This is a genomic window from Pseudomonas sp. GZD-222, assembly GCF_049310525.1.
Classification (GTDB): Bacteria; Pseudomonadota; Gammaproteobacteria; order Pseudomonadales; family Pseudomonadaceae; genus Aquipseudomonas.
The window spans coordinates 1-20,611 of the sequence record NZ_JBMOWO010000040.1; the positions used below are offsets into that span (position 1 = coordinate 1).

General features: G+C 61.9%; 16 protein-coding genes. 5 read left to right on the forward strand and 11 right to left on the reverse strand.

The window, feature by feature from the left end; translation table 11 throughout:
* Positions 1 to 78: 78 nt before the first annotated feature.
* Complete coding sequence (locus ACO6VD_RS06920; RefSeq protein ID WP_422417903.1) at positions 79 to 1,203, reverse strand: OpgC family protein; 1,125 nt, start codon at positions 1,201 to 1,203, stop codon at positions 79 to 81.
* A gap of 150 nt (positions 1,204 to 1,353) precedes the next feature.
* The gene (locus tag ACO6VD_RS06925) at positions 1,354 to 2,973 is read right to left on the reverse strand and encodes an FMN-binding glutamate synthase family protein (RefSeq protein ID WP_422417904.1); all 1,620 of its coding nucleotides are present in this window, start codon (positions 2,971 to 2,973) and stop codon (positions 1,354 to 1,356) included.
* 197 nt (positions 2,974 to 3,170) lie between these two features.
* Between ACO6VD_RS06925 and ACO6VD_RS06930 the strand changes: the two genes are divergently transcribed.
* Positions 3,171 to 3,434, forward strand: coding sequence for a type B 50S ribosomal protein L31 (locus tag ACO6VD_RS06930; protein ID WP_422417905.1), 264 nt, complete (start codon positions 3,171 to 3,173; stop codon positions 3,432 to 3,434).
* Here the strand turns inward: ACO6VD_RS06930 and ACO6VD_RS06935 are convergent.
* Complete coding sequence (locus ACO6VD_RS06935) at positions 3,427 to 7,722, reverse strand: DEAD/DEAH box helicase (protein ID WP_422417906.1); 4,296 nt, start codon at positions 7,720 to 7,722, stop codon at positions 3,427 to 3,429. The two genes, ACO6VD_RS06930 and ACO6VD_RS06935, sit on opposite strands and share 8 nt — an antisense overlap.
* 191 nt (positions 7,723 to 7,913) lie before the next feature.
* Between ACO6VD_RS06935 and ACO6VD_RS06940 the strand changes: the two genes are divergently transcribed.
* Both ACO6VD_RS06940 and ACO6VD_RS06945 read left to right on the forward strand, forming a co-directional pair.
* Positions 7,914 to 8,327 (forward strand): NUDIX hydrolase, encoded by a 414-nt coding sequence (locus tag ACO6VD_RS06940; RefSeq protein WP_422417907.1) that lies wholly within the window; start codon positions 7,914 to 7,916, stop codon positions 8,325 to 8,327.
* Between the two features lie 24 nt (positions 8,328 to 8,351).
* On the forward strand, positions 8,352 to 8,990 hold the full coding sequence (locus ACO6VD_RS06945) for a LysE family translocator (RefSeq protein WP_422417908.1): 639 nt from the start codon (positions 8,352 to 8,354) through the stop codon (positions 8,988 to 8,990).
* A 3-nt stretch (positions 8,991 to 8,993) separates the two neighbouring features.
* Here ACO6VD_RS06945 and metR read toward each other — a convergent pair whose 3' ends face one another.
* A complete protein-coding gene (metR, locus tag ACO6VD_RS06950; protein ID WP_400171946.1) occupies positions 8,994 to 9,911 on the reverse strand; it encodes a transcriptional regulator MetR in 918 nt (305 codons plus the stop codon).
* Positions 9,912 to 10,019: 108 nt separating this feature from the next.
* On the opposite strand from metR, the gene metE reads away from it, so the two are divergent.
* Positions 10,020 to 12,332, forward strand: a complete 2,313-nt coding sequence (metE, locus tag ACO6VD_RS06955; RefSeq protein WP_422417909.1) for a 5-methyltetrahydropteroyltriglutamate--homocysteine S-methyltransferase — start codon at positions 10,020 to 10,022, stop codon at positions 12,330 to 12,332.
* Positions 12,333 to 12,517: 185 nt separating this feature from the next.
* Positions 12,518 to 13,510, forward strand: coding sequence for an alpha/beta fold hydrolase (locus ACO6VD_RS06960; RefSeq protein ID WP_422417910.1), 993 nt, complete (start codon positions 12,518 to 12,520; stop codon positions 13,508 to 13,510).
* Positions 13,511 to 13,514: 4 nt separating this feature from the next.
* On the opposite strand, the gene ACO6VD_RS06965 is transcribed toward ACO6VD_RS06960, so the two are convergent.
* The 7 genes from ACO6VD_RS06965 to ACO6VD_RS06995 all read right to left on the reverse strand — a co-directional run bounded on the left by ACO6VD_RS06965 (position 13,515) and on the right by ACO6VD_RS06995 (position 20,348).
* Complete coding sequence (locus ACO6VD_RS06965; RefSeq protein ID WP_198325424.1) at positions 13,515 to 13,841, reverse strand: GlpM family protein; 327 nt, start codon at positions 13,839 to 13,841, stop codon at positions 13,515 to 13,517.
* Positions 13,842 to 13,874: 33 nt separating this feature from the next.
* A complete protein-coding gene (locus tag ACO6VD_RS06970; protein WP_422417911.1) occupies positions 13,875 to 15,200 on the reverse strand; it encodes a sigma-54-dependent transcriptional regulator in 1,326 nt (441 codons plus the stop codon).
* On the reverse strand, positions 15,197 to 17,104 hold the full coding sequence (locus ACO6VD_RS06975) for a sensor histidine kinase (protein WP_422417912.1): 1,908 nt from the start codon (positions 17,102 to 17,104) through the stop codon (positions 15,197 to 15,199). Before ACO6VD_RS06975 ends, ACO6VD_RS06970 begins: the two co-directional genes overlap by 4 nt.
* Positions 17,105 to 17,173: 69 nt before the next feature.
* Entirely contained in the window at positions 17,174 to 17,908 is a 735-nt protein-coding gene (locus tag ACO6VD_RS06980) for an amino acid ABC transporter ATP-binding protein (RefSeq protein ID WP_274295436.1), read from the reverse strand.
* A complete protein-coding gene (locus tag ACO6VD_RS06985; RefSeq protein ID WP_422417914.1) occupies positions 17,905 to 18,573 on the reverse strand; it encodes an amino acid ABC transporter permease in 669 nt (222 codons plus the stop codon). Before ACO6VD_RS06985 ends, ACO6VD_RS06980 begins: the two co-directional genes overlap by 4 nt.
* On the reverse strand, positions 18,570 to 19,316 hold the full coding sequence (locus tag ACO6VD_RS06990; protein ID WP_038607737.1) for an amino acid ABC transporter permease: 747 nt from the start codon (positions 19,314 to 19,316) through the stop codon (positions 18,570 to 18,572). The genes ACO6VD_RS06985 and ACO6VD_RS06990 overlap by 4 nt, the downstream gene beginning before the upstream one ends.
* Before the next feature lie 99 nt (positions 19,317 to 19,415).
* Entirely contained in the window at positions 19,416 to 20,348 is a 933-nt protein-coding gene (locus ACO6VD_RS06995; protein WP_422417913.1) for a glutamate/aspartate ABC transporter substrate-binding protein, read from the reverse strand.
* Positions 20,349 to 20,611: the final 263 nt, after the last annotated feature.

Here is a 20,611-nt window from a genome sequence, read left to right on the forward strand (position 1 = left end):
CCCGAGCCTCACCGCCTACCCTTGCCTCCTCCCCCCACCCCTCCCCCAACCCTCGACTTGCCCCGCGATCAGGCCTCATCAGGCCGCCGTCATTTGTACCGGCCGACCCAAGCGCTTGTTCAGATCAAGCCAGGCCGCCAGCAACGCCATCAATCCCACCCCCACGATCGCGGTCAGCACCTGCATTGACCAGTGCTCATCCGCCAGGGCATTGACCATGTCCGCCAGCGGCGCAAGCAGCACGCCTAGACAGAACACTTCCAGCGAATAACGCCCCATGCGACAGGTTTGCCCGGCCAGCCAGTTCTGCGTCCAGCGCCCATCCGGCAACAGTTTGGCGGTGACATAGACGAGCGCGAGGAAGTGCAGCAGGCGTACCGGTGACAGATCGGTCTTGCTGATGGGGTACAACAGCTCGCTGATCGCTGCCGGCATCAATGCATCGTGAATCTCTGGCCAGCGCCAGGAAACGGTGATCAGACCCGCCAGCAGTGAATAGACGGCTGCAGCCAGAAACAGCGGTTGGCGAAGCAGCGGCCGGGTTGTCGGCGCTCGTTGCCGTTGTCCGTGTATCGCCGCCGCGCCACCGAGTACGAACAGAAATTGCCAGGTGACCGGGTTGAAATACCAGACACCGTCGGAAAAATTCGCCAGGTTCCAGCCCAGCTTTGGCGCCAGCAAATACACCGCCATCGATACGCCCACTACCGTCCAGGTATGACGCAGCAACAGTGGCAGGGCTATGGCCAGCCCGGCCAACAGCACGATGTAAAGCGGCAGCGGATCCATCAGGTTGGGCTTGAAACGCAGCAGCAGTTCATCGGTCAGGGCTTGCTGGGGGTTGGTGATGAAGTGTGTCAGGCCCATTTCCTCGACCAGGTCGCGGGTTTGCACATGGCTGTTGGCATAGAAGACGATGCCCATCAGCATCGCCAACAGGAAGATATGCACTACATACAGTACCCAGGTACGTCTGAGGATCTTCACACAGGCAATCAGGTAACCATCGCGTTGCAGGACCTTGCCGTAGGCCAGTACCGCCGCGTAGCCGGCGAGAAATACGAAGACTTCCGCAGCGTCGCTGAAGCCGATGTTGCGCAGGGTGATCTGGCCCAGAGGGTTGTGCGGGATGTGGTCCCAGAAGATGAAGATCAGCGCCAGGCCCCGAAAGAAATCGATGCGCGGGTCGCGTCCGTTAAACATGGCAGCGGGCTCTTGAACAGTGGATTTAATAGTGACAGGCCGACGTCGGCATTCTCTCGTGCCGCACGTCGGGCGGGGGGCAGGGTGGCGGTATTGGCAAGTAATTGCAAAAGTTGCCTATTACTTGATGTCTCAATACCGCGCTGATCCTCAGGCGACTGCCAGGTCCTGGGGTTCAAAGCTGTCCGCCCGGGCCATCTGCCACATCCGCGAATAGAACTCGCCACTGATTTCGCCGCTGAGTAGTTCGCCGGGCTTGAGGAACACATGCATTTGCGAGAACAGCTTGATCTCGGTGGCCGAGACCCGGCGTACCAGATGTTTGGCTTGCAGTTGCGAAGGATGATCGAGACCCGCCGCCGCGAGCATTTCGGCCAGGGCCTTGAGGGTGCTGTGGTGGAAGTTGAACACCCGCTGGGCCTTGTCCGGCACCACCAGGGCACGCTGGCGCAGCGCATCCTGGGTGGCCACGCCGGTGGGGCATTTGTTGGTGTGGCAGCTCTGCGACTGGATACAGCCGATGGCGAACATGAAGCCGCGTGCCGAGTTGGCCCAGTCGGCGCCGATGGCCAGGACGCTGGCGATGTCGAAGGCGCTGACAATCTTGCCGCTGGCACCCAGCTTGATCTTGTCGCGCAGGTTCAACCCGACCAGGGTGTTGTGCACGAACAGCAGGCCTTCCCGCAGCGGGACGCCGATATGGTCGGTGAACTCCACTGGCGCTGCACCGGTACCGCCTTCCTTGCCATCGACGACGATGAAATCCGGCAGGATTCCGGTTTCCAGCATCGCCTTGGCAATTCCCATGAACTCCCAGGGATGGCCCAGGCAGAACTTGAACCCTACCGGCTTGCCGCCAGACAGTTCACGCAGCTGGGCAATGAAATGCATCATTTCGACTGGTGTAGAAAAGGCGCTGTGGCGTGAGGGCGAAATGCAGTCTTCGCCCATCAGCACCCCGCGGGTCTCGGCGATCTCGCGGGTGACTTTGTGCTTGGGCAGGATGCCGCCGTGGCCAGGCTTGGCACCCTGGCTCATTTTTATCTCGATCATGCGCACTTGCGGGTTGCGTGCCTGCTCGGCGAAACGCTCGGGGTCGAAGCGTCCGTCTGCCGTCCGGCAACCGAAATAACCGCTGCCCAGCTCCCAGGTCAGGTCGCCGCCATGTTCACGGTGGTAGGGGCTGATGCTGCCTTCGCCGGTGTCATGGGCGAAATTGCCCAGTTTGGCGCCCTGGTTCAGCGCGCGGATGGCGTTGGCGCTGAGTGAGCCAAAGCTCATGGCCGAGATGTTGAAGACCGAGGCCGAGTAAGGCTGGGTGCATTGCGGACCGCCGACGATCACCCGAAAACTGGCCGGATCGCTCAACGGCGCCGGGCGCATGGAGTGACCAATGAACTCGAAGCCGGACTGGTAGACATCGATCAGGGTGCCGAAGGGTTTATCCGACGATTCGTTTTTGGCCCGGGCGTACACCAGTGAACGCTGGGCACGGGAAAAGGGCAGGGCGTCGCTGTCGGCTTCGAGCAGGTACTGGCGGATTTCCGGACGAATGCCTTCCACCAGGTAGCGAATGTTGCCCAGGATCGGGTAGTTGCGCCGTACCGCGTGGCGGCTTTGCAGCAGGTCGACCACACCGATCAGGCTGAGGAGGGCGGTAGTCAGGGTGAAGGGCCACAGCCATTCGTGGTGCAGAAAGGGCAGGCTCGCCAGGGTGAACAGTACACAGGCGGCGAAGAAGGCATAGCGGCTGAGAAGTGACAGGCTCATACGGGTTCCTTGCGATGGCGCGGTCAGGCTCACGGCCTGGACAAACTCCGACCTTAGCCCGGTTGAGGTTTAAAGCGCCAGCCCGCAGCGCGCAAGGCTTGCAAGCTTCATTTTGGTATCGAATCTCATTTGTATTTGTGCAATGGTGAAATGTTATATAGTATCACTTTGTGTTTTCACTCCAATGAGGCTTGATCATGAAACCTGGCATCCACCCAGACTATCGCCCCGTGCTTTTCCACGACACCGCAGCTGATGTGTACTTCTTGATCGGCTCCACAGTGTCTACCGATCGCAGCCATGCCCATAGCGATGGCAAGACCTACCCTTATGTTGCCCTGGATGTATCCAGCGCCTCGCACCCGATCTACACCGGGCAGCAACGCAAGACACAAGTGGAAGGCCGGGTGGCCGGGTTCAACAAGCGCTTCGCCGGATTCGGCACGCCACAGGTCAAGTAGTCAGGTCTGGCACGCGGATCAAGCGGTCACGCAGGGCTCCCTGGTCGCCCTGTTCCACCGTGGCACTGAAGTGCAGCTTGCCGGCAATCAGCGTGACGGCGGGCACACCATCGCGGTAGAGCACACGGTTGCCGCTGAGCGCTGGCACCTTGTTGCCCGGCAGCAGGGTGCCGATCAGGTTCAGCGGGTCGGTTGCGCTGATGGCCACCAGGCTGTCATCCAGGGGACGTCTGCGTACTTCACGCATCAGCGCCACCGCTTCCGGCAGGGCGAACTGTTCGCCGGCCAAACCGCTGATAAAGCGCCCACCACGGATCTCGCCACGGGCCTCAAGGCGATGGTAGCAACGCAACAGTTCGCGCCAGTTGGGTAGCCAGTCGGCCTCGCGCTCCAGCAGCCGCCAGCAGATCACCCCGTAACGGCGCAACAAGGTGCGGGCAATGTGTTCCAGGCGGGCATCACGGTTATCGGCGCCCGAGGTTTTGCGCAGCAAGGCCCAGCGCCCGGCGTCTTCCATGCCACCGAACAGGGCGCCACGTCCGCGGCGATGACTGTGCCCCTGGCGCTTGCTGGCCGGGGTGATCAATGCGCGCAGGCCGGCGAAGCTGTCAGCACTGATCAGGCCGGCGGCCACCAGCTCCTGCAAGGCGTTTTCCAGTTCACTGGGGAGCAGATGGGCATCGCTGAGAAGCTCGTCGAAGAACAACGCGCCCTGTTCGCTCAGCGCTGTATGTACCCGTTGTGCGCGCAGGCTCAGTGCGTTGCTGTCGAGGGCCGGGCCGAGGGTGCGCCACAGGTTCAGTTGTGCACGCGGCAGCAGCACCAGCGGCGTGCTGCGCAGGGTATTGCTGGCTGCGGTGGGGGCCAGTCGCGCCCAGACATGCTTGCCGGCACGACAGCTTTCGTCCAGCCAGCGCGGGCTGTAGTCCTTGATCCGGCTGGGGAGCAGATCGCTCTCCCAAGCGGCGGCTGCGGCGGGGTAACCCTCGAATTGTCCGAGGACTTCGCCGAGTGCTGCCGGGCCTTGCAAGCGCGTAGTGGTCGACAGGTGTTGCCAGTCGAACAGAAAGCGCATGAAGTCCTGCAGGCTGACCGGCTCGATCTCCCGGCGCAGACGTTTGACGGTGTAGCGATGGATGCGTGCCAGCAAGTGCCGCTCGCACCATTGCAGGCTTTGTTGGCCGGGATGAAAGTAACCGCGCATCACGTAGCCTTCCGCCTCAAGCCGTGCCAGCGCCTGTTCGAGGTCAGTGGCAGGCAGGTGCAATGGCGCGGCGATCTGCTCCAGGGTCAGCGGCCCGAATCCGCTCAGGCGGGCACGCAGGACTTCGACCAGGGCCGCGTCGTAGTCAATGGGCTGATCGAAACCGGGGAGCGCGGAAAAGTCAGGTGTCATGTGCGCATCGGGATACAGCGCGCGCAGTAGCATCAGGCGCTCGCGGGCCAGCCACAGGGACTGGCCGTCGTCCAGTTGCAGGCAGCTGGCCCGACCAGCAACGCTCAGTTCTGCAAGCCACGTCTGCCAGCCGGTGTTGGCCGTGACTTCCTCTTGGCTGATGCAGGCCAGGCTCATCAGCGCCTCGTGCATTTCATCGCAGCGGGTGGGCGTTGGCCAGGCTTCATCTTCCACCGCTTGGATGGCCTCGGGATCCAGGGCGCCGAGGTCATCGCCGCTATGCACGTCGCTCCAGCGCCGACTCTGCACCGCCTGGGTGCGCCGTTCCTCCAGCGGTGCGTCATCGAGAAAGGTGTAGGGCCGGGCATTGAGGATTGCCGCGGCCAAGGGTGAAGGTGCTGGCAAGTCGCGGCTGATCAGGGTGATCTGGCCGTGCTCGATGCGCCGCAGCAAGGTCAGCCAGCCTTCCGTGTCCATGGCCTGGTGCAGGCAGTCATCGAGGGTCTGCTCGACCAGCGGGTGATCCGGAATCTGCCGTTCGCCGACGATATTCTCCAGGCAGGCGATCTGGTCGGGGAACACTGCGGCTATCAGGTCCTCGCTTTTCATCCGCTGGATCTGCGGCGCCACCTTGCGTCCGCCGACAAAGCGCGGCAAGGCCAGGGCAACGCCTGCATTCCAGCGCCAGCGCACGCCGAACAATGGCGCATCGAGCAGGGCCTGGACCAGGATCGACTCGGCGTTTTTACTCGGCAGGTAGCGCCACACTTCATCCAGGGCAAAGCTGTGGCTGGCAGACAGCGACAGCACGATGGCATCTTCGCTGGCGGCGGCCTGCAGCTCGAAATTGAAGGTGCGGCAGAAGCGCTTGCGCAGGGCCAGGCCCCAGGCGCGATTGATCCGGCTGCCAAAGGGCGTGTGAATGATCAGCTGGGTGCCGCCGGACTCATCGAAGAAGCGCTCCATGATCAGCGTCTGTTGCGAGGGCAGGGCACCTAGCACCTGGCGGGTTCGGGCCAGATAGTCGAGCAACTGTTCCGCGCTGTCTTCGGCCAGACCGACTTCGTCCTGCAACCAGGCCAGTGCGTCCTGCTGTTTTCCTCCAGACTCACCCAGGCGCCGGTCAATCTCGCCTTGCAGACGGGCGACCGCGAACGACAACTCATCACTGCGCCCGGGCGCCTCACCGAGCCAGAAAGGAATGCTCGGCGGCAGGCCCTTGGCATCTTCGACGCGCACTTTGCCGCTCTCTACCCGCAGGATGCGATAGGAGGTGTTGCCCAGTTGAAAGATGTCGCCAGCGATACTTTCCACGGCAAAGTCTTCGTTGACGCTGCCGATGTTCAACCCTTGCGGTTCGAGCAACACTGCATAGTCGGCATTATCGGGGATGGTGCCGCCGCTGGTCAGGGCGGTCAGTTGACTGCCGCGTCGTCCGCGCAGGCTGTTGTTGACGGCATCACGATGCAGATAGGCGCTGCGCATCCCCTGGCGACCATTGAAACCTTCGGCCAGCATGCACAGCACGGCCTGGTAATGCGCCTGGTCCAGCTCGGCGTAAGGCGTGGCCCGGCGCAGGCAGTCATAGAGTGCCTGCTCCTGCCAGGGCTGGCAGCTGACTTCGGCAACGATCTGCTGGGCCAGCACATCCAGCGGCGCCTGCGGAATATGCAGCAGATCCAGCTCGCCGCGGCGTACACAGTCGAGCAAGGCCGCGCATTCGATCAGATCGTCCCGCGACAGCGCAAACAGGCGGCCTTTGGGCGTGCCCTCGACCTGATGCCCGGCGCGTCCGACCCGCTGTAAAAAGGCTGCAATCGAGTCGGGCGAACCGATCTGGCAGACCAGTTCGACCTCGCCGATATCGATCCCCAGCTCCAGCGAGGCGGTGGCTACCAGCACCTGCAGCTCACCGCGCTTGAGGCGCTGCTCGGCATCCAGGCGATGTTCTTTGGCCAGGCTGCCGTGATGCGCCGCCACGGCATGCGCGCCCAGGCGTTCGCTCAAGTGGCGGGTCAAGCGTTCGGCCAGGCGCCGGGTGTTGACGAATACCAGCGTGGTGCGGTGCTCCCGGGCCAGCGCGGCGAGGCGGTCATACACCAGCTCCCAGACATCGTTGGCCATGACGGCGCCCAAGGGCACCGGCGGTACCTCCAGGGCCAGGTCGCGGGTACGCGCATGGCCGATATTGACAATCGCACAGTCGCGGTCCTTGCCCACCAGAAATTCGGCCACCCGTTGCACCGGGCGTTGGGTCGCCGACAGGCCAATACGGCGCAAGGGTCGAGCGCACAGGGCCTGCAAACGCTCAAGGCTGAGCACCAGGTGGCTACCGCGCTTGTTGCCAACCAGGGCATGGATCTCGTCGACGATGACCGTGTGCACACTGGCCAGACCCTGGCGTCCGGAGTCGGAGCCGAGCAACACATACAGCGATTCGGGCGTGGTCACCAGAATATGCGGCGCCTGACGGCGCATGGCGCTGCGCTCCTTCTGCGGGGTATCGCCGCTGCGCACCGCTGTGCGAATGGCCAGCGGTTCATGGCCTTGTTCGATCAGCGCCTCATTGATACCCGCCAACGGTGCTTGCAGGTTGATCTGGATATCGTTGGACAACGCCTTGAGGGGGGAGACGTAGAGCACCTGGGTCTGGTCGGGCAGTTGTCCGCTGGCCAGGCCCTGCTCGAACAGTTCGTCGAGGATCGCCAGGAAGGCTGTGAGGGTCTTGCCGGAACCGGTGGGGGCCGCCACCAGCAACGACTGGCCGCGGCGGATCAGCGGCCAGGCTTGCGCCTGAGCGGCGGTCACGGTCGGGAAGCGACGCTGGAACCAGGTGCGTACGGCAGGATGGAATGCAGCCAGTTCCGGGTGGTTCAGGGCAGGCAGGTTCATGAGCTGTTTATGCGGCCAACCGTTCAGGCTTGCAAGGTACATTCGTCAGACTGATAGGGGGTGGGAGCGGGCTTGCCTCGCGATGCAATGTGACTGAACCACCGCAATCGCGGGTCAAACCCGCTCCCACCGGGTTGTCTGGTCCCCCTCAACATGTGATCCTTGCGCGCTTTCTCCGCGACGAGTCTTCCATGAGCAAAACCATCCGCATCGCCGCCGCGCTCCTGCTCGACCCTCAGGGCCGTACCTTGCTGGTTCGCAAGCGCGGCACCCAGGCCTTCATGCAGCCGGGCGGCAAGATCGAGGCCGACGAGCTGCCGGTCACGGCCCTGGCCCGTGAACTGTTCGAAGAGCTGGGTCTGCAGATCGACCCACAAGACGCCGACTACCTTGGCCAGTTCAGCGCACCCGCCGCCAATGAGCCAGGTTTTGAAGTGCAGGCCGAGCTGTTCAAGGTGCACACGTCGATGCCTGTAGAGCCTGCGGCCGAGATCGAAGAGGTGGTCTGGGTCTCGGCCCGCAAGCCACTGACACTTGAGCTGGCGCCGCTCACCCGGGACTTGATTCTGCCCCTGTACCGGCGTTTAACTAGCCAGCCCGCCTGATCCTCATTTAGCAAAGGAATGCCAATGATCCCCGTCCAAGAATGGCTGCTGTTCACCGGAGCCGCGTTGTTGATGGTCCTGACGCCGGGACCCAACATGATCTATCTGATTTCACGTTCGATCTGCCAGGGGCGTATGGCCGGAATCACTTCGCTGGTGGGCGTGGTCGCCGGTTTTCTGGTGCACATGACGGCCGCGGCGGTGGGACTGACCGCCTTGTTCATGGCGGTGCCACTGGGCTATGACCTGCTCAAGTGGGCAGGCGCTGCGTACCTGCTATGGATGGCCTGGCAAGCGGTGAAGCCGGGTGCGCGTTCGCCGTTCGAAGCCCGTGAGTTGAGCCCGGACTCACCGGGCAAGCTGGTAATGATGGGCTTTCTGACCAGCGTGCTGAATCCCAAGGTGGCGATGTTCTACCTGTCGATCCTGCCGCAGTTCATCTCCCCGAAGCATGGTTCGCTGTTGGCCCAGAGCCTGATGCTGGGGCTGACCCAGATCACCGTAAGCTTTTCGGTCAACCTGTTGATTGCTCTGTTCGCTGCCGGGCTGTCGGCCTGGTTCATGCGCTATCCGCTGTGGCTGATGGTTCAGCGCTACGTGATGGGCTTTGTCCTCGCCGGCCTTGCGCTGCGCCTGGTGCAGGAACAGCGCAAAATGGCGTGAGGCTCAACGCACCGCGCTGACCCCGTCCAGGGTGGAGAACGAGGTGTCTTTCGCCGTCAGGAGGAAATCGCGCATGTATGGCGCATCGAGCATATCGGTGCGCACGGCCGCATACAGCGTGGCGAACAGGCCTTTCTCGCCCAGGCGCTTACCCTTCACGTAGCCACGCGAGCTGTACTCGTGCAGCGCCCAGTGCGGCATGCCGCAAACGCCACGGCCGCTGGCCACCAGTTGCATCATCATCACCGTCAGCTCCGCGGTGCGCACTTGCGCAGGTTCGATGTCGGCGGGTTCCAGAAAGCGGGTGAAGATATCCAGGCGGTCGCGCTCCACCGGGTAGGTGATCAGCGTTTCGCAGGCCAGGTCTTGCGGCACGATGTAGGGCTTGCTGGCCAGGGCATGCTGGTTGGCCACCGCCAGCATGGCCTCGTAGGTGAACAGCGGTACATAGGTGAGGCCGGCCAGCTCCAGTGGGTCGGAGGTCACCACCAGGTCCAGGTCGCCACGGGCCAGGGCCGGCAGCGGGGCGAAGGCAAAGCCTGAAGCCAGGTCCAGCTCGACCTCGGGCCAGGCGTCACGGAACTGGTCGATGGTCGGCATCAGCCACTGGAAGCAGCTGTGGCATTCGATCGCCATGTGCAGGCGCCCGGCGGTACCACCGGCCAGGCGGGCGATGTCGCGTTCAGCGCCGCGCAGCAGGGGCAGGGTGGCATCGGCCAGTTGCAGCAAACGCAGCCCGGCGCTGGTGAAGCGGATCGGCTTGGTCTTGCGCATGAACAGCGGCATGCCCAAGCGCTCTTCCAGCTCCTTGAACTGGTGAGACAGGGCCGACTGGGTCAGGTGCAGGCGTTCAGCGGCTTCTACCAGGCTGTCGGATTCGCGCAAGGCGTGCAGGGTTTTCAGGTGGCGAATTTCCAGCACCGAATGCTCCATGAGTAAATTTTGAGATGAACACGAATTTATTGAGTTTGTCTCATGTTAGCCAGTCTGTCGACAATAGCGCCATCTTTTACAAGGAGCACGATTGTCATGGCACTGGCCCACAACCTCGGTTTTCCGCGCATTGGCGCTGACCGCGAACTGAAAAAAGCCCAGGAAGCCTACTGGAAGGGCGATATTGACCAGGCCGGTCTGCAGGCGGTGGGTCGAGAGCTGCGTGCTCGTCACTGGCAGTTGCAAAAGGATGCCGGTATCGAGTTGCTGCCGGTCGGTGATTTTGCCTGGTACGACCAGGTCCTGAGCCATTCCCTGGCCTTCGGCGCAATCCCTGATCGTTTCGCCAAGACACTGGCCAGCAACGGCCTGCCGACGCTCGACACCTTGTTTGCCATGGCTCGCGGCGCCACCACCAGTTGCTGCGGTGGTGAGCACGGTCAGGCGCAATATGCACAAGAATTGACCAAGTGGTTCGACACCAACTACCACTACCTGGTGCCGGAGTTCAGTGCCGACCAACGCTTCCTGCTCAGCTGGGAACAGCTGTTTGACGAAGTGGCCGAAGCACAGGCCTTGGGCCATGCGGTCAAGCCGGTGCTGATCGGGCCATTGACCTACTTGTGGCTGGGCAAGGCCAAGGGTGATGAGTTCGACAAACTCGACCTGCTCGAGCGCCTGTTGCCGGTCTACGGCGAGATCCTCAGCCGTCTGGCGCGCCAGGGTGTGGAGTGGGTGCAGATCGATGAGCCGATCCTTGGCCTGGACCTGCCTCAAGACTGGAAGAACGCTTTCGAGCGCGCCTATCACATCCTCCAGTATTCGCCGTTGAAGAAGCTGGTCGCCACCTACTTCAGCGGCCTGGAAGACAACCTCGGCCTGGCTGTCGGCTTGCCGGTGGACGGTCTGCACGTCGACCTCGTGCGTGCCCCGGAGCAATTGCCAGCGGTACTCGACCGCCTGCCAACCTACAAAGTGCTTTCTTTGGGCGTGGTCAACGGCCGCAACGTCTGGCGTTGCGATCTGGACACGGCCCTGGAGCAATTGCAGCAGGCTAAACAACGTTTCGGTGCCAACCTCTGGGTCGCCGGCTCCTGCTCGTTGCTGCACAGCCCGGTCGACCTGGCCCGTGAAGACAAGCTCGATGCCGAACTGAAAAGCTGGCTGGCCTTCGCCGTGCAGAAGTGCGAAGAAATTGCTGTACTGGCCAAGGCCCTTGATGCTGCGCATCTGCCTGAAGTGCAAAATGCCCTGGCCAGCAGCCGTGCCGTACAGCACAGCCGCAGCCAATCGCCGCGCATCCACAAGCCGCAGGTGCAGGCACGTCTGGCAGCCGTCACTGCTGCAGATAGCCAACGCCAGTCGACGTTTGCCCAGCGTATCGAAGCCCAGCGCCAACGCTTGCAACTGCCTGCTTTCCCGACCACGACCATTGGCTCGTTCCCGCAGACCTCGGCGATCCGTCTGGCACGCCAGGCCTACAAGCAGGGCAAGCTATCGGCCAATGACTACACCGATGCGATGCACAGCGAGATTCGTCACGCCGTACAGGTGCAGGAGCGTTTGGGCCTGGACGTGCTGGTGCACGGCGAGGCCGAGCGCAATGACATGGTCGAGTACTTTGCCGAACAGCTGGACGGCTACATCTTCACTCGTTTCGGCTGGGTGCAGAGCTACGGTTCGCGGTGCGTCAAACCGGCGATCATCTACGGCGACCTGAGCCGTCCACAGCCGATGACTGTGGCCTGGATCGAATATGCCCAGCGTCTGACCAACAAGGTCATGAAAGGCATGCTGACCGGCCCGGTGACCATGCTGATGTGGTCGTTCCCGCGCGAGGACGTGTCGCGCAAGGTCCAGGCCGAGCAACTGGCCCTGGCCATTCGCGACGAGGTGCAGGACCTGGAAGCGGCGGGCATCAAGATCGTGCAGATCGACGAAGCGGCGTTCCGCGAAGGCCTGCCCCTGCGTCGCGCGCAATGGCAGGAATACCTGAACTGGGCGGTGGAAGCCTTCCGCCTGTGCTCCAGTGGCGTACGTGACGAAACCCAGATTCATACGCACATGTGCTACAGCGAATTCAATGACGTGATCGAAGCCATCGCGGCCATGGATGCCGACGTGATCACCATCGAGACCTCGCGCTCGGACATGGAGCTGCTGGAGGCCTTCAAAGCCTTTGACTACCCCAACGATATCGGTCCGGGGGTGTATGACATCCACTCGCCGCGGGTGCCGGACACTGCCGAGATGGTCAAGTTGATGAGCAAGGCGGTCCAGCGTATTCCGGCCGAACGCCTGTGGGTCAACCCCGACTGCGGCCTGAAGACCCGCGCCTGGCCGGAAACGGAAGCGGCGCTGGTGAACATGGTGGCCGCCGCTCGGCAATTGCGCAGCGAACTGGCCTGATAAATCGCGGGGCAAGCCCGTTCCCACTGTAGTCACAGAGCTCCGGTGGGAGCGGGCTTGCCCCGTGATAATGTTCTTACCATTCGGCGAGTGTCATCAAACGGTCACGGTTTTGTGGCAGCGCGCTCGCATGAAAGTCATCAGACTCCCGCTCTACTGGGGATTTTCATTCTGGTGTTTCTTTCATGCGGGCGTTTTTGCTTTTTCTTGCGCTGATCAGCGCTTCATCTTCCTTTGCGGCGTCGCGTTGCGACATCAATGTGCCCACCGAACACGTCGCCCTGGCACAACTGAACCTGGCGTACCAGAGCATCGGGCGTGACTCGGACCCGGCGCTGCTGTTGGTCATGGGCCTCGGTGGTCAGTTGATCCATTGGCCCGATGAAGTGGTGGTTGCCTTGTGCCAACAAGGGTTTCGGGTGATCCGCTACGACAACCGTGACGTCGGCCTGACCCGTTGGCGCCAGGCACCGGCCAGCGCCAACCTGACCTACCAGGTGCTGCGTTACAAACTCGGCGTGTCGGTGACCGCCCCCTATAGCCTCAATGACATGGCTGAAGATGGCCTGGGATTGATGGATGCCCTGCACGTCGAACGCTTCCATGTCCTCGGGGTGAGTATGGGCGGTATGATTGCCCAGCATATGGCGGCAGTGGCCCCGGAACGGGTCGAAAGCCTGACCTTGATCATGTCCAGCTCCGGTGCCCAGGGTTTGCCGACGCCGAGCCCGGCCCTGGTGCAGTTGCTGGCGCGGCGCGAGGCCCCGAACCGCGAAGCAGCGCTGGAGCAGCAGGCTGACCTGCTGGCAGCTTTAGGTAGTCCACAGGTGAAGGATGATCGTCAGGCGCTGTTGCAGCAGGCGGCGCAGTCCTATGACCGGGCCTTCAACCCGGAAGGGGTCGAGCGCCAGATCATGGCCATTCTTGCCGAACCGAGCCGGGTCGAGCTGCTCAACAGCCTGCGCCTGCCGACGCTGGTGGTGCACGGCACAGCTGATCCGCTGTTGCCGGTGATGCATGGTGTGCACCTGGCAGCGCACATCCAGGGTAGCCAGTTGAAGTTGATTCCGGGTCTGGCCCATCGCTTTCAGGAGCAGTTCAAGGTGCCCTTGCTGGCAGCGGTGCTGCCTTATCTGGCAACGCAACGGCTGACCGATGCCCATCTGGCGGCGTTCTGATTCCTCAATGCAGCTTCACCCACACACTGACCAGCACCGTCGCAGCCACCAGCCAGGCGACTGCCGCCAGCGCCAGCGACAGTTCCAGGCGTAGGCGGTCCACCAGTACATACAGCGCCGCCAGGTAGACGAAGTAGGGAATGATCGACCACATGCCGAACAGGATGGTGGTCTTCAAGTCTTCCAGTGAACGGCCCTTGCCGACGATGTAGTGGGCAATCAGGGCGAACGTCGGGAACAGCGGGACGAGCCCGGCGATGTAGTAATTGCGGGTTTTCGCAAGCGCGGCAAGGATAACCACGACGGCTGCACCGAGGCAGGCTTTGAGTATCAGGTCCACGTGCTTTCTCGTGTTATTGGACGGTCAACCCAAGCCATATTTCTTCACTTTGTCGAACAGGGTGGTCTTGGCCATGCCTAGTTCCTGGCTGGCCTGGCTGAGGTTGCCACCCGTACGCTGCAGGGCATCGCTGAGCAGATTGCGCTCGAAGGCCTCGACCGCTTCGGCAAAACCCAGGCCCTGGCTGGCACTCGCACCGACCTTCTTGAAGGCGGGCAAACCCAGGGCGTAGCGCTCGGCAACGTTGCGCAGTTCACGCACGTTGCCCGGCCAGTCATGGGCCATCAGGCGTGACAGGGTCTGGCTGTCCAGTTGCGGGACTTCGCGATCAAAGCGCAAAGACGACAGCTGCAGGAAGTGTTCGAACAACTGCAGGATGTCTTCGCGACGCTCGCGCAGCGGCGGCAGTTCCAGGGTGACCACGTTGAGGCGGTAGTACAGGTCGCTGCGGAACTGTCCGCTCTGGCCGAGGGCGTCGAGGTCGGACTTGGTTGCGGCAATCACCCGGCAATCCACCGGAATGCTCTGGTTCGAACCCAGGCGCTCCAGGGTACGTTCCTGCAGCACACGCAGCAGTTTGATCTGCAGGTTGATCGGCATGCTCTCGACTTCGTCGAGGAACAGCGTACCGCCGTTGGCATGTTCGATCTTGCCGATACGGCGCTTGCCGGCGCCGGTGAAGGCATTGGCTTCGTGGCCGAATATTTCGCTTTCGAACAGGTTTTCAGGCAGGCCGCCGCAGTTCAGGGCGACAAAGGGCTGGCTCTGGCGCCGGCTGAAATCGTGCAGGCAGCGGGCGACCAGTTCTTTGCCGGTGCCGGTCTCGCCTTCGATCAGGACATTGGCCGAGGTGTCGGCAACGTTGGCAATCAGATCACGCAGGTTCTGCATGGCGGGCGAACGACCAATGATCCGGCCTTCGAGGGTGCTTTGCTCGGCCAGCTGACGGCGCAAGGCGAAGACTTCCCGGGACAATCCGCGTTGCTCCAGAGCGCGGCGTACCACTTCGACCAGGCGCTCCGGGGCGAACGGCTTTTCCATGAAGTCGTAGGCACCGTTACGCATGGCACCGACGGCCATATCGATGTCGCCGTGGCCGGTGATCAGCACCACCGGCAGGCTGCTGTCGCGGGCCTTGAGCCGGCTCAACAGTTCCAGGCCATCAATGCCGGGCAGGCGAATGTCGCTGACCACGATCCCGGCGAAATCATCACCAATACGCTGCAAGGCCTCTTCGGCGCTGCCGACGCCTTCGCAGGCGATGTCTTCCAGCGCCAGGGCCTGCTGGCAGCCGAGCAGCACATGCGGGTCGTCTTCGACGATCAGGACGGTAAGGGGCGCTTGGTTCATAAGGACTCGACAGATTCTGTTGGGGCATTGACCAGGGGCAGGGCGAGGACGAACGCCGTGCCGCCACTGGCAGGGTGTTCGACGCTCAGGCTGCCCTTGGCAGCGGCGGCGAGGCTGGCTGACAGGGTCAGGCCCAGACCCAGGCCGTGCTCGCCCGGCTTGGTGGTGAAAAACGGTTCGAACAGGTGCTTGCGGGCTTCGTCGTCGATGCCATGGCCATTGTCGCGCACCCGCAGGCGGTACTTGTCGCCCTGCAGCTCGCCTTCGAGCCATAACTCAGGCATGGGTTGCGCGGCCATGGCATCGAGGGCGTTGCCGATCAGGTTGACCAGGATCTGCTCCAGGCGGGTCTGGTCGATCGCCAGTTGCTGGTCGTCGAACTGGCTGTTCAGCTTCAGGTGGCAACCGGCAATACGGTTACCCAGCACCTGCAGGCTGGCGTCCACCGCCTTGGCCAGCGAGGCCTGGCCACTGTCGTCAGCGCGCCGGGCAAAGGAGCGCAAGCTCGCGGTGATCCGGCCCATACGGTCGATCAGGTCGTTCATGGTACGCAGGTTGGTGCTGGCGGTTTCCAGGGCGCCGCGCTCGAGAAAACGCACGGTGTTGCCCGACAAGGTACGCAGCGCTGCCAGTGGCTGGTTCAGTTCATGGGCGATGCTGGTCGACATCTGGCCGATGGCCGCGAGCTTTCCGGCCTGGACCAGTTCGTCCTGGGCATGGCGCAGGGTCTGCTCGGCTTGCCGGCGCTCGCGGATCTGGCCCTTCAGACGGTCGTTGCTGGCGCGCAAATCGGCGGTGCGCTCGGTGATCTTGCGTTCCAGCTGGCTGTTGGCCTCTTCGAGTGCTTCGCGGGCGGCCAGGCGCGTGGCGATGACCTTGCGCCGTTCATTCCAGGCGATCAGCACAATGGTCAGCAAGGCGAAGGCCACGGCGACCAGCACGCCCTGGATGATCGACTCGCGGCGCAGGTCCTGCAGGGGCGTGAGCAGGGTGAAATGCCACGGCGTGTCGCTCAGGCGCCGGGTCTGGGACAGGTAGGCAACTTCGCGGCGGCCGTCGCCCAGTTCGGCGTTGGCCGGGAAGCTGAGCTTTTCGACACCATCGGCGAGCTTTTCCCGCGACAAGGGTTGCAGCTCGTTGAGCGGCCACCAGTAGTACTGCAGGCTGCGCGCCAGGCGTTCCTTGATTTCCGGGGTCAGTGGACGCACCGACTTGAGTCGCCGCGCCGGATCGCTGGAAAGAATGATGATGCCGTTCTCGTCGCTGACAAAGGCTTCCAGGCGTGCCCGTTGCCAGCGCTCTTCCATGTTTTCCAGGCGTACTTTGATCACCGCTACACCGATGATCTTGCCGTGCTCTTCCAGGCCATGGGCCAGGTAGTAGCCAGGTTCGCCGGTGGTGCTGCCGATACCGTAGAAACGTCCAGGCTGGCCGCGTACGGCTTGCTGGAAATAGGCACGGAACGACAGGTCTTCACCGAGGAAGCTGTCGACATCGCGCCAGTTGCTGGTGGCCTGGACCCGGCCGGTGGTATCGAGGACGAAGATCGCCCGGCTGCGGCTGCGCCGGTTCAGGCCTTCGAGGTATTCGTTGACCGTCTGGCGGTGTTCGCCATCGGGTTCGGTGAGCAGGCTGGAGACGCTGTCTTCCAGCTCCAGCAGGCTGGGCAGGTAGGTGTACTTGCTGATTTCAGTCTCGACGCCGCGCGCGTGCAGCTCAAGCTGACGCTCGCCGGATTCGCTCAAGGTGCGGATGCCGTTGTGTTCGCTGATCATGAAGCCGGCCACACCCAGACCGATCATCATCAGAATGATCAAAGGGGGTATCAGCAGTTGGCGGATCAGACGGGGTTTCACGGCAAGGGCAGGCTTGGCTGGGCGAAAGAGCGTGGGATCGCATTTCATCACAGTGGCCTTGGTACGACCAGCATCCTCTGCCCGGCGTATGCAGGACAGAGGGTGCTGATCATCACCTCAGTGTTGCAGGATTTTGCTGAGGAAGTGCTGGGTGCGCTCATCGCGAGCACTCTGGTCACCGAAGAACTCTTCTTTGGTGCAGTCCTCGATGATGTTGCCCTTGTCCATGAAGATCACCCGGTTGGCAACCTTGCGGGCAAAGCCCATTTCATGGGTTACGCACATCATGGTCATGCCTTCGTGGGCCAGTTGCACCATCACGTCGAGTACCTCGCTGACCATTTCCGGGTCCAGGGCCGAGGTTGGCTCGTCGAACAGCATGACGATCGGGTCCATGGCCAGTGCCCGGGCGATCGCTACACGTTGCTGCTGACCACCGGAGAGTTGTCCAGGGTGCTTTTTGGCCTGGCTGCTAAGGCCTACGCGCTCAAGCAGGGCCAGGCCTTTCTTGGTTGCTTCGGCTTCGCTACGACCAAGCACCTTGCGCTGGGCAATGGTCAGGTTCTCGGTAATGGTCAGGTGCGGGAACAGTTCAAAGTGCTGGAACACCATGCCGACCCGCGAACGCAGCTTGGGCAGGTTGGTCTTCGGGTCGGCGATCGAGGTGCCGTCGACGATGATGTCACCCTTCTGGAAAGGCTCCAGGGCGTTGACGCACTTGATCAGGGTCGACTTGCCCGACCCGGACGGGCCGCAGACGACAACCACTTCGCCTTTCTTGACCTCGGTGTTGCAGTCGGTCAGAACCTGGAAGTCGCCGTACCACTTGTTGACGTTCTTGATGGAAATCATACGGTTATCCTTTTCTGCAGACGCTTGACCAGCCACGAAGCGGAGAAGCTAATGACGAAGTACACAGCACCGGCGAACACCAGGAACTCATTGGAGCGTCCGATGATGTCGCCACTGGCACGTGCCGAGTTGAGGAAGTCGACCAGGCCGACGGTGTAGACCAGCGAGGTGTCCTGGAACAGGATGATGCTCTGCTGCAGCAGCAGCGGAGTCATCTTGCGAAACGCCTGGGGCAGGATGATCAGGCGCATGGTCTGGCCGTAGGTCATGCCCAGCGCCTGGGCAGCGCCCATCTGGCCCTTGGAGATCGACTGCACGCCAGCCCGGACGATTTCGCAGAAGTAGGCTGCCTCGAACATCATGAAGGCCACGACGCAGGAGGTGAAGGCCCCGATCGGGGTGTCTTCGCCGGTGATCCAGCGCAGCACGAAGGGCACCGCCAGGTAGAACCAGGTGATCACCAGCAGCAACGGGATGGAGCGGAAATAGTTGACGTACGCACCGGCGATATTCGCCAGCAGCTTGTTCGACGACAACCGCATCAGCGCCAGGATGGTGCCTAGCGCGATACCGCCGACGACACCCATGACCATCAGCTGCAGGGTCATCACCATGCCGTTCCATAGCCCCGGCAGGGCGGGAATGATTCCACTGAAGTCCATTATTTGCCCCCCACGGAGATCAGGCCGGGAACGGCGACTTTCTTCTCGACCATACGCATCAGCAACATCAGGCCCATGTTCAAGGTGAAGTAAATCAGCGTCGCCAGGGTGAAGGCTTCAAACAGGTTGGCCGAAAATTCGGCGGTCTGTTTGGTTTGCGCCAGCAGTTCCATCAGGCCGATCAGCGAGGCCACCGAGGAGTTCTTGAACACGTTCAGGAATTCCGAGGTCAGCGGCGGAATGATGATCCGGTAGGCTTGCGGCAGCAGCACGTTCCAGTAGATCTGCGGCAGGCTGAAGCCCATGGCGCGAGCGGCGGCCTCCTGGCCACGCGGCAGCGCCTGGATGCCGGTGCGCACTTGTTCGCAGACACGCGCAGCGGTGAACAGACCCAGGCAGATGACCACGCTGATCAGTGCCGAGGTGGTCGGATTCAAGTCCTGTTTGAACCATTCCTGCAGGCCTTCAGGCAGCAGGTCGGGCACCAGGAAGTACCAGATGAACAGCTGCACCAGCAGCGGTACGTTACGAAAGAGTTCCACGTAGCACGTGGCGATACCCGATACCACGCGGTTCGGGACAGTACGCATGACACCGAGCACCGAGCCCAGCAGCAGTGCGATGATCCAGGCGGCGACGGCAATGGCGATGGTCCAGCCCAGGCCGGTGATGTACCAGTCCAGATAGGTTTCGCTGCCCACGCCAGTGGACTTGAAGAATACGCCCCAGTCCCAGTTGTAATTCATCGGGATCTCCCCTCAGATCAGTTGTTTCACGGGCACCTTCGAGCATCCAAGGGCGCAAGGCACCCTCGGATGAAAGGTTAGACACTAACTAGCTGGGGATCAGGACTTCTTTTCGTCTGCAGCTTTGTCGGTAGGATTGGCGATCAGCGCCTTGAGCTCGTCGCTCATTGGGAAGTTCAGGTTCAGGCCCTTAGGTGGGACTGGCTGATTGAACCACTTGTCGTAGATCTTGTTGATCTCGCCCGACTTGTAGAGGTCAACGATGGCCTTGTCGACCGCAGCCTTGAACGTTGGGTCATCTTTACGGACCATGCAGCCGTAAATTTCATAGGACTGCGGCGTGCCGACGATTGCCCAGCCTTTCGGATCCTTGGCCTTGGCCATTTCGCCGGCGAGCAGCGCGTCGTCCATCATGAAGGCCACGGCACGGCCGGACTCGAGCATCTGGAAGGATTCGCCGTGGTCCTTGGCCGAGATGACGTTCATTTTCATCTGCTTGTCGGCGTTCATCGACTTGAGAATGCGCTCGGACGTGGTACCTGCAGTGGTGACCACGTTCTTGCCAGCCAGGTCGGCAAAGTCCTTGTACTTGGCGTTTTCCGGCTTGCCGTCTTGTGCTTTGGTCAGCAGACGGGTGCCGACTTCAAAGATACCGACCGAGAAAGCCACTTGCTGCTGGCGCTCGACGTTGTTGGTGGTCGAGCCACACTCGACGTCAACGGTGCCGTTCTGTACCAGCGGAATACGGGTCTGGGAGGTGACCAGGTTGTATTTGACGTTCAGGTCTGGCTTGTTCAGGTCCTTTTTCAGGGACTCGACGATAGCCAGCTGGATGTCATGGGAATAACCGACGGGTTTACCCGAAGCGTCGGCGATGTAGGAGAACGGGATAGAAGCGTCGCGGTGCCCCAGGGTAATGGTGCCCGAGTCGTTGATTTTCTTCAGGGTGCCGGTCAGCTCTGCGGCGGTGACTGGCATGCTGATCAAAGCGGCCGTGATGGCTGCGCCCAACAGGTGGGGAACGATACGCATCAAAATTTCCTCGACGTTGTTTTTTTTATGGAGCCGTTGGCCGGCTCTTTCGTTCAGCGAACACTGCAATGAAGCGTTGCGCATTCGGGTACTGAGTGTAGAGCATGAGTCGTGCCAAGCCCTGACTTTGATCATAACGCCGTGAAAATACTGGGGATTAAACTTTTTTGACGCTTTGCTGGCGGGGTGATTCGTCCGGGTGGCCGAATGCGAGGGGGAGTTCCATTCGGAAATCCGAATGGGTGTGAGGCAGTGGGAGCGGG

What these genes read in the sequence shown, in the direction of transcription:
- ACO6VD_RS06925 (WP_422417904.1), bottom strand. Translation starts at nt 2,973, where the DNA reads ATGAGCCTGTCACTTCTCAGCCGCTATGCCTTCTTCGCCGCCTGTGTA.
- ACO6VD_RS06990 (WP_038607737.1), bottom strand. Translation starts at nt 19,316, where the DNA reads ATGAATTACAACTGGGACTGGGGCGTATTCTTCAAGTCCACTGGCGTG.
- ACO6VD_RS06930 (WP_422417905.1), top strand. Translation starts at nt 3,171, where the DNA reads ATGAAACCTGGCATCCACCCAGACTATCGCCCCGTGCTTTTCCACGAC.
- metE (WP_422417909.1), top strand. Translation starts at nt 10,020, where the DNA reads ATGGCACTGGCCCACAACCTCGGTTTTCCGCGCATTGGCGCTGACCGC.
- ACO6VD_RS06920 (WP_422417903.1), bottom strand. Translation starts at nt 1,203, where the DNA reads ATGTTTAACGGACGCGACCCGCGCATCGATTTCTTTCGGGGCCTGGCG.
- ACO6VD_RS06995 (WP_422417913.1), bottom strand. Translation starts at nt 20,348, where the DNA reads ATGCGTATCGTTCCCCACCTGTTGGGCGCAGCCATCACGGCCGCTTTG.
- ACO6VD_RS06940 (WP_422417907.1), top strand. Translation starts at nt 7,914, where the DNA reads ATGAGCAAAACCATCCGCATCGCCGCCGCGCTCCTGCTCGACCCTCAG.
- ACO6VD_RS06960 (WP_422417910.1), top strand. Translation starts at nt 12,518, where the DNA reads ATGCGGGCGTTTTTGCTTTTTCTTGCGCTGATCAGCGCTTCATCTTCC.
- ACO6VD_RS06980 (WP_274295436.1), bottom strand. Translation starts at nt 17,908, where the DNA reads ATGATTTCCATCAAGAACGTCAACAAGTGGTACGGCGACTTCCAGGTT.
- ACO6VD_RS06945 (WP_422417908.1), top strand. Translation starts at nt 8,352, where the DNA reads ATGATCCCCGTCCAAGAATGGCTGCTGTTCACCGGAGCCGCGTTGTTG.
- ACO6VD_RS06970 (WP_422417911.1), bottom strand. Translation starts at nt 15,200, where the DNA reads ATGAACCAAGCGCCCCTTACCGTCCTGATCGTCGAAGACGACCCGCAT.
- ACO6VD_RS06975 (WP_422417912.1), bottom strand. Translation starts at nt 17,104, where the DNA reads ATGAAATGCGATCCCACGCTCTTTCGCCCAGCCAAGCCTGCCCTTGCC.
- ACO6VD_RS06935 (WP_422417906.1), bottom strand. Translation starts at nt 7,722, where the DNA reads ATGAACCTGCCTGCCCTGAACCACCCGGAACTGGCTGCATTCCATCCT.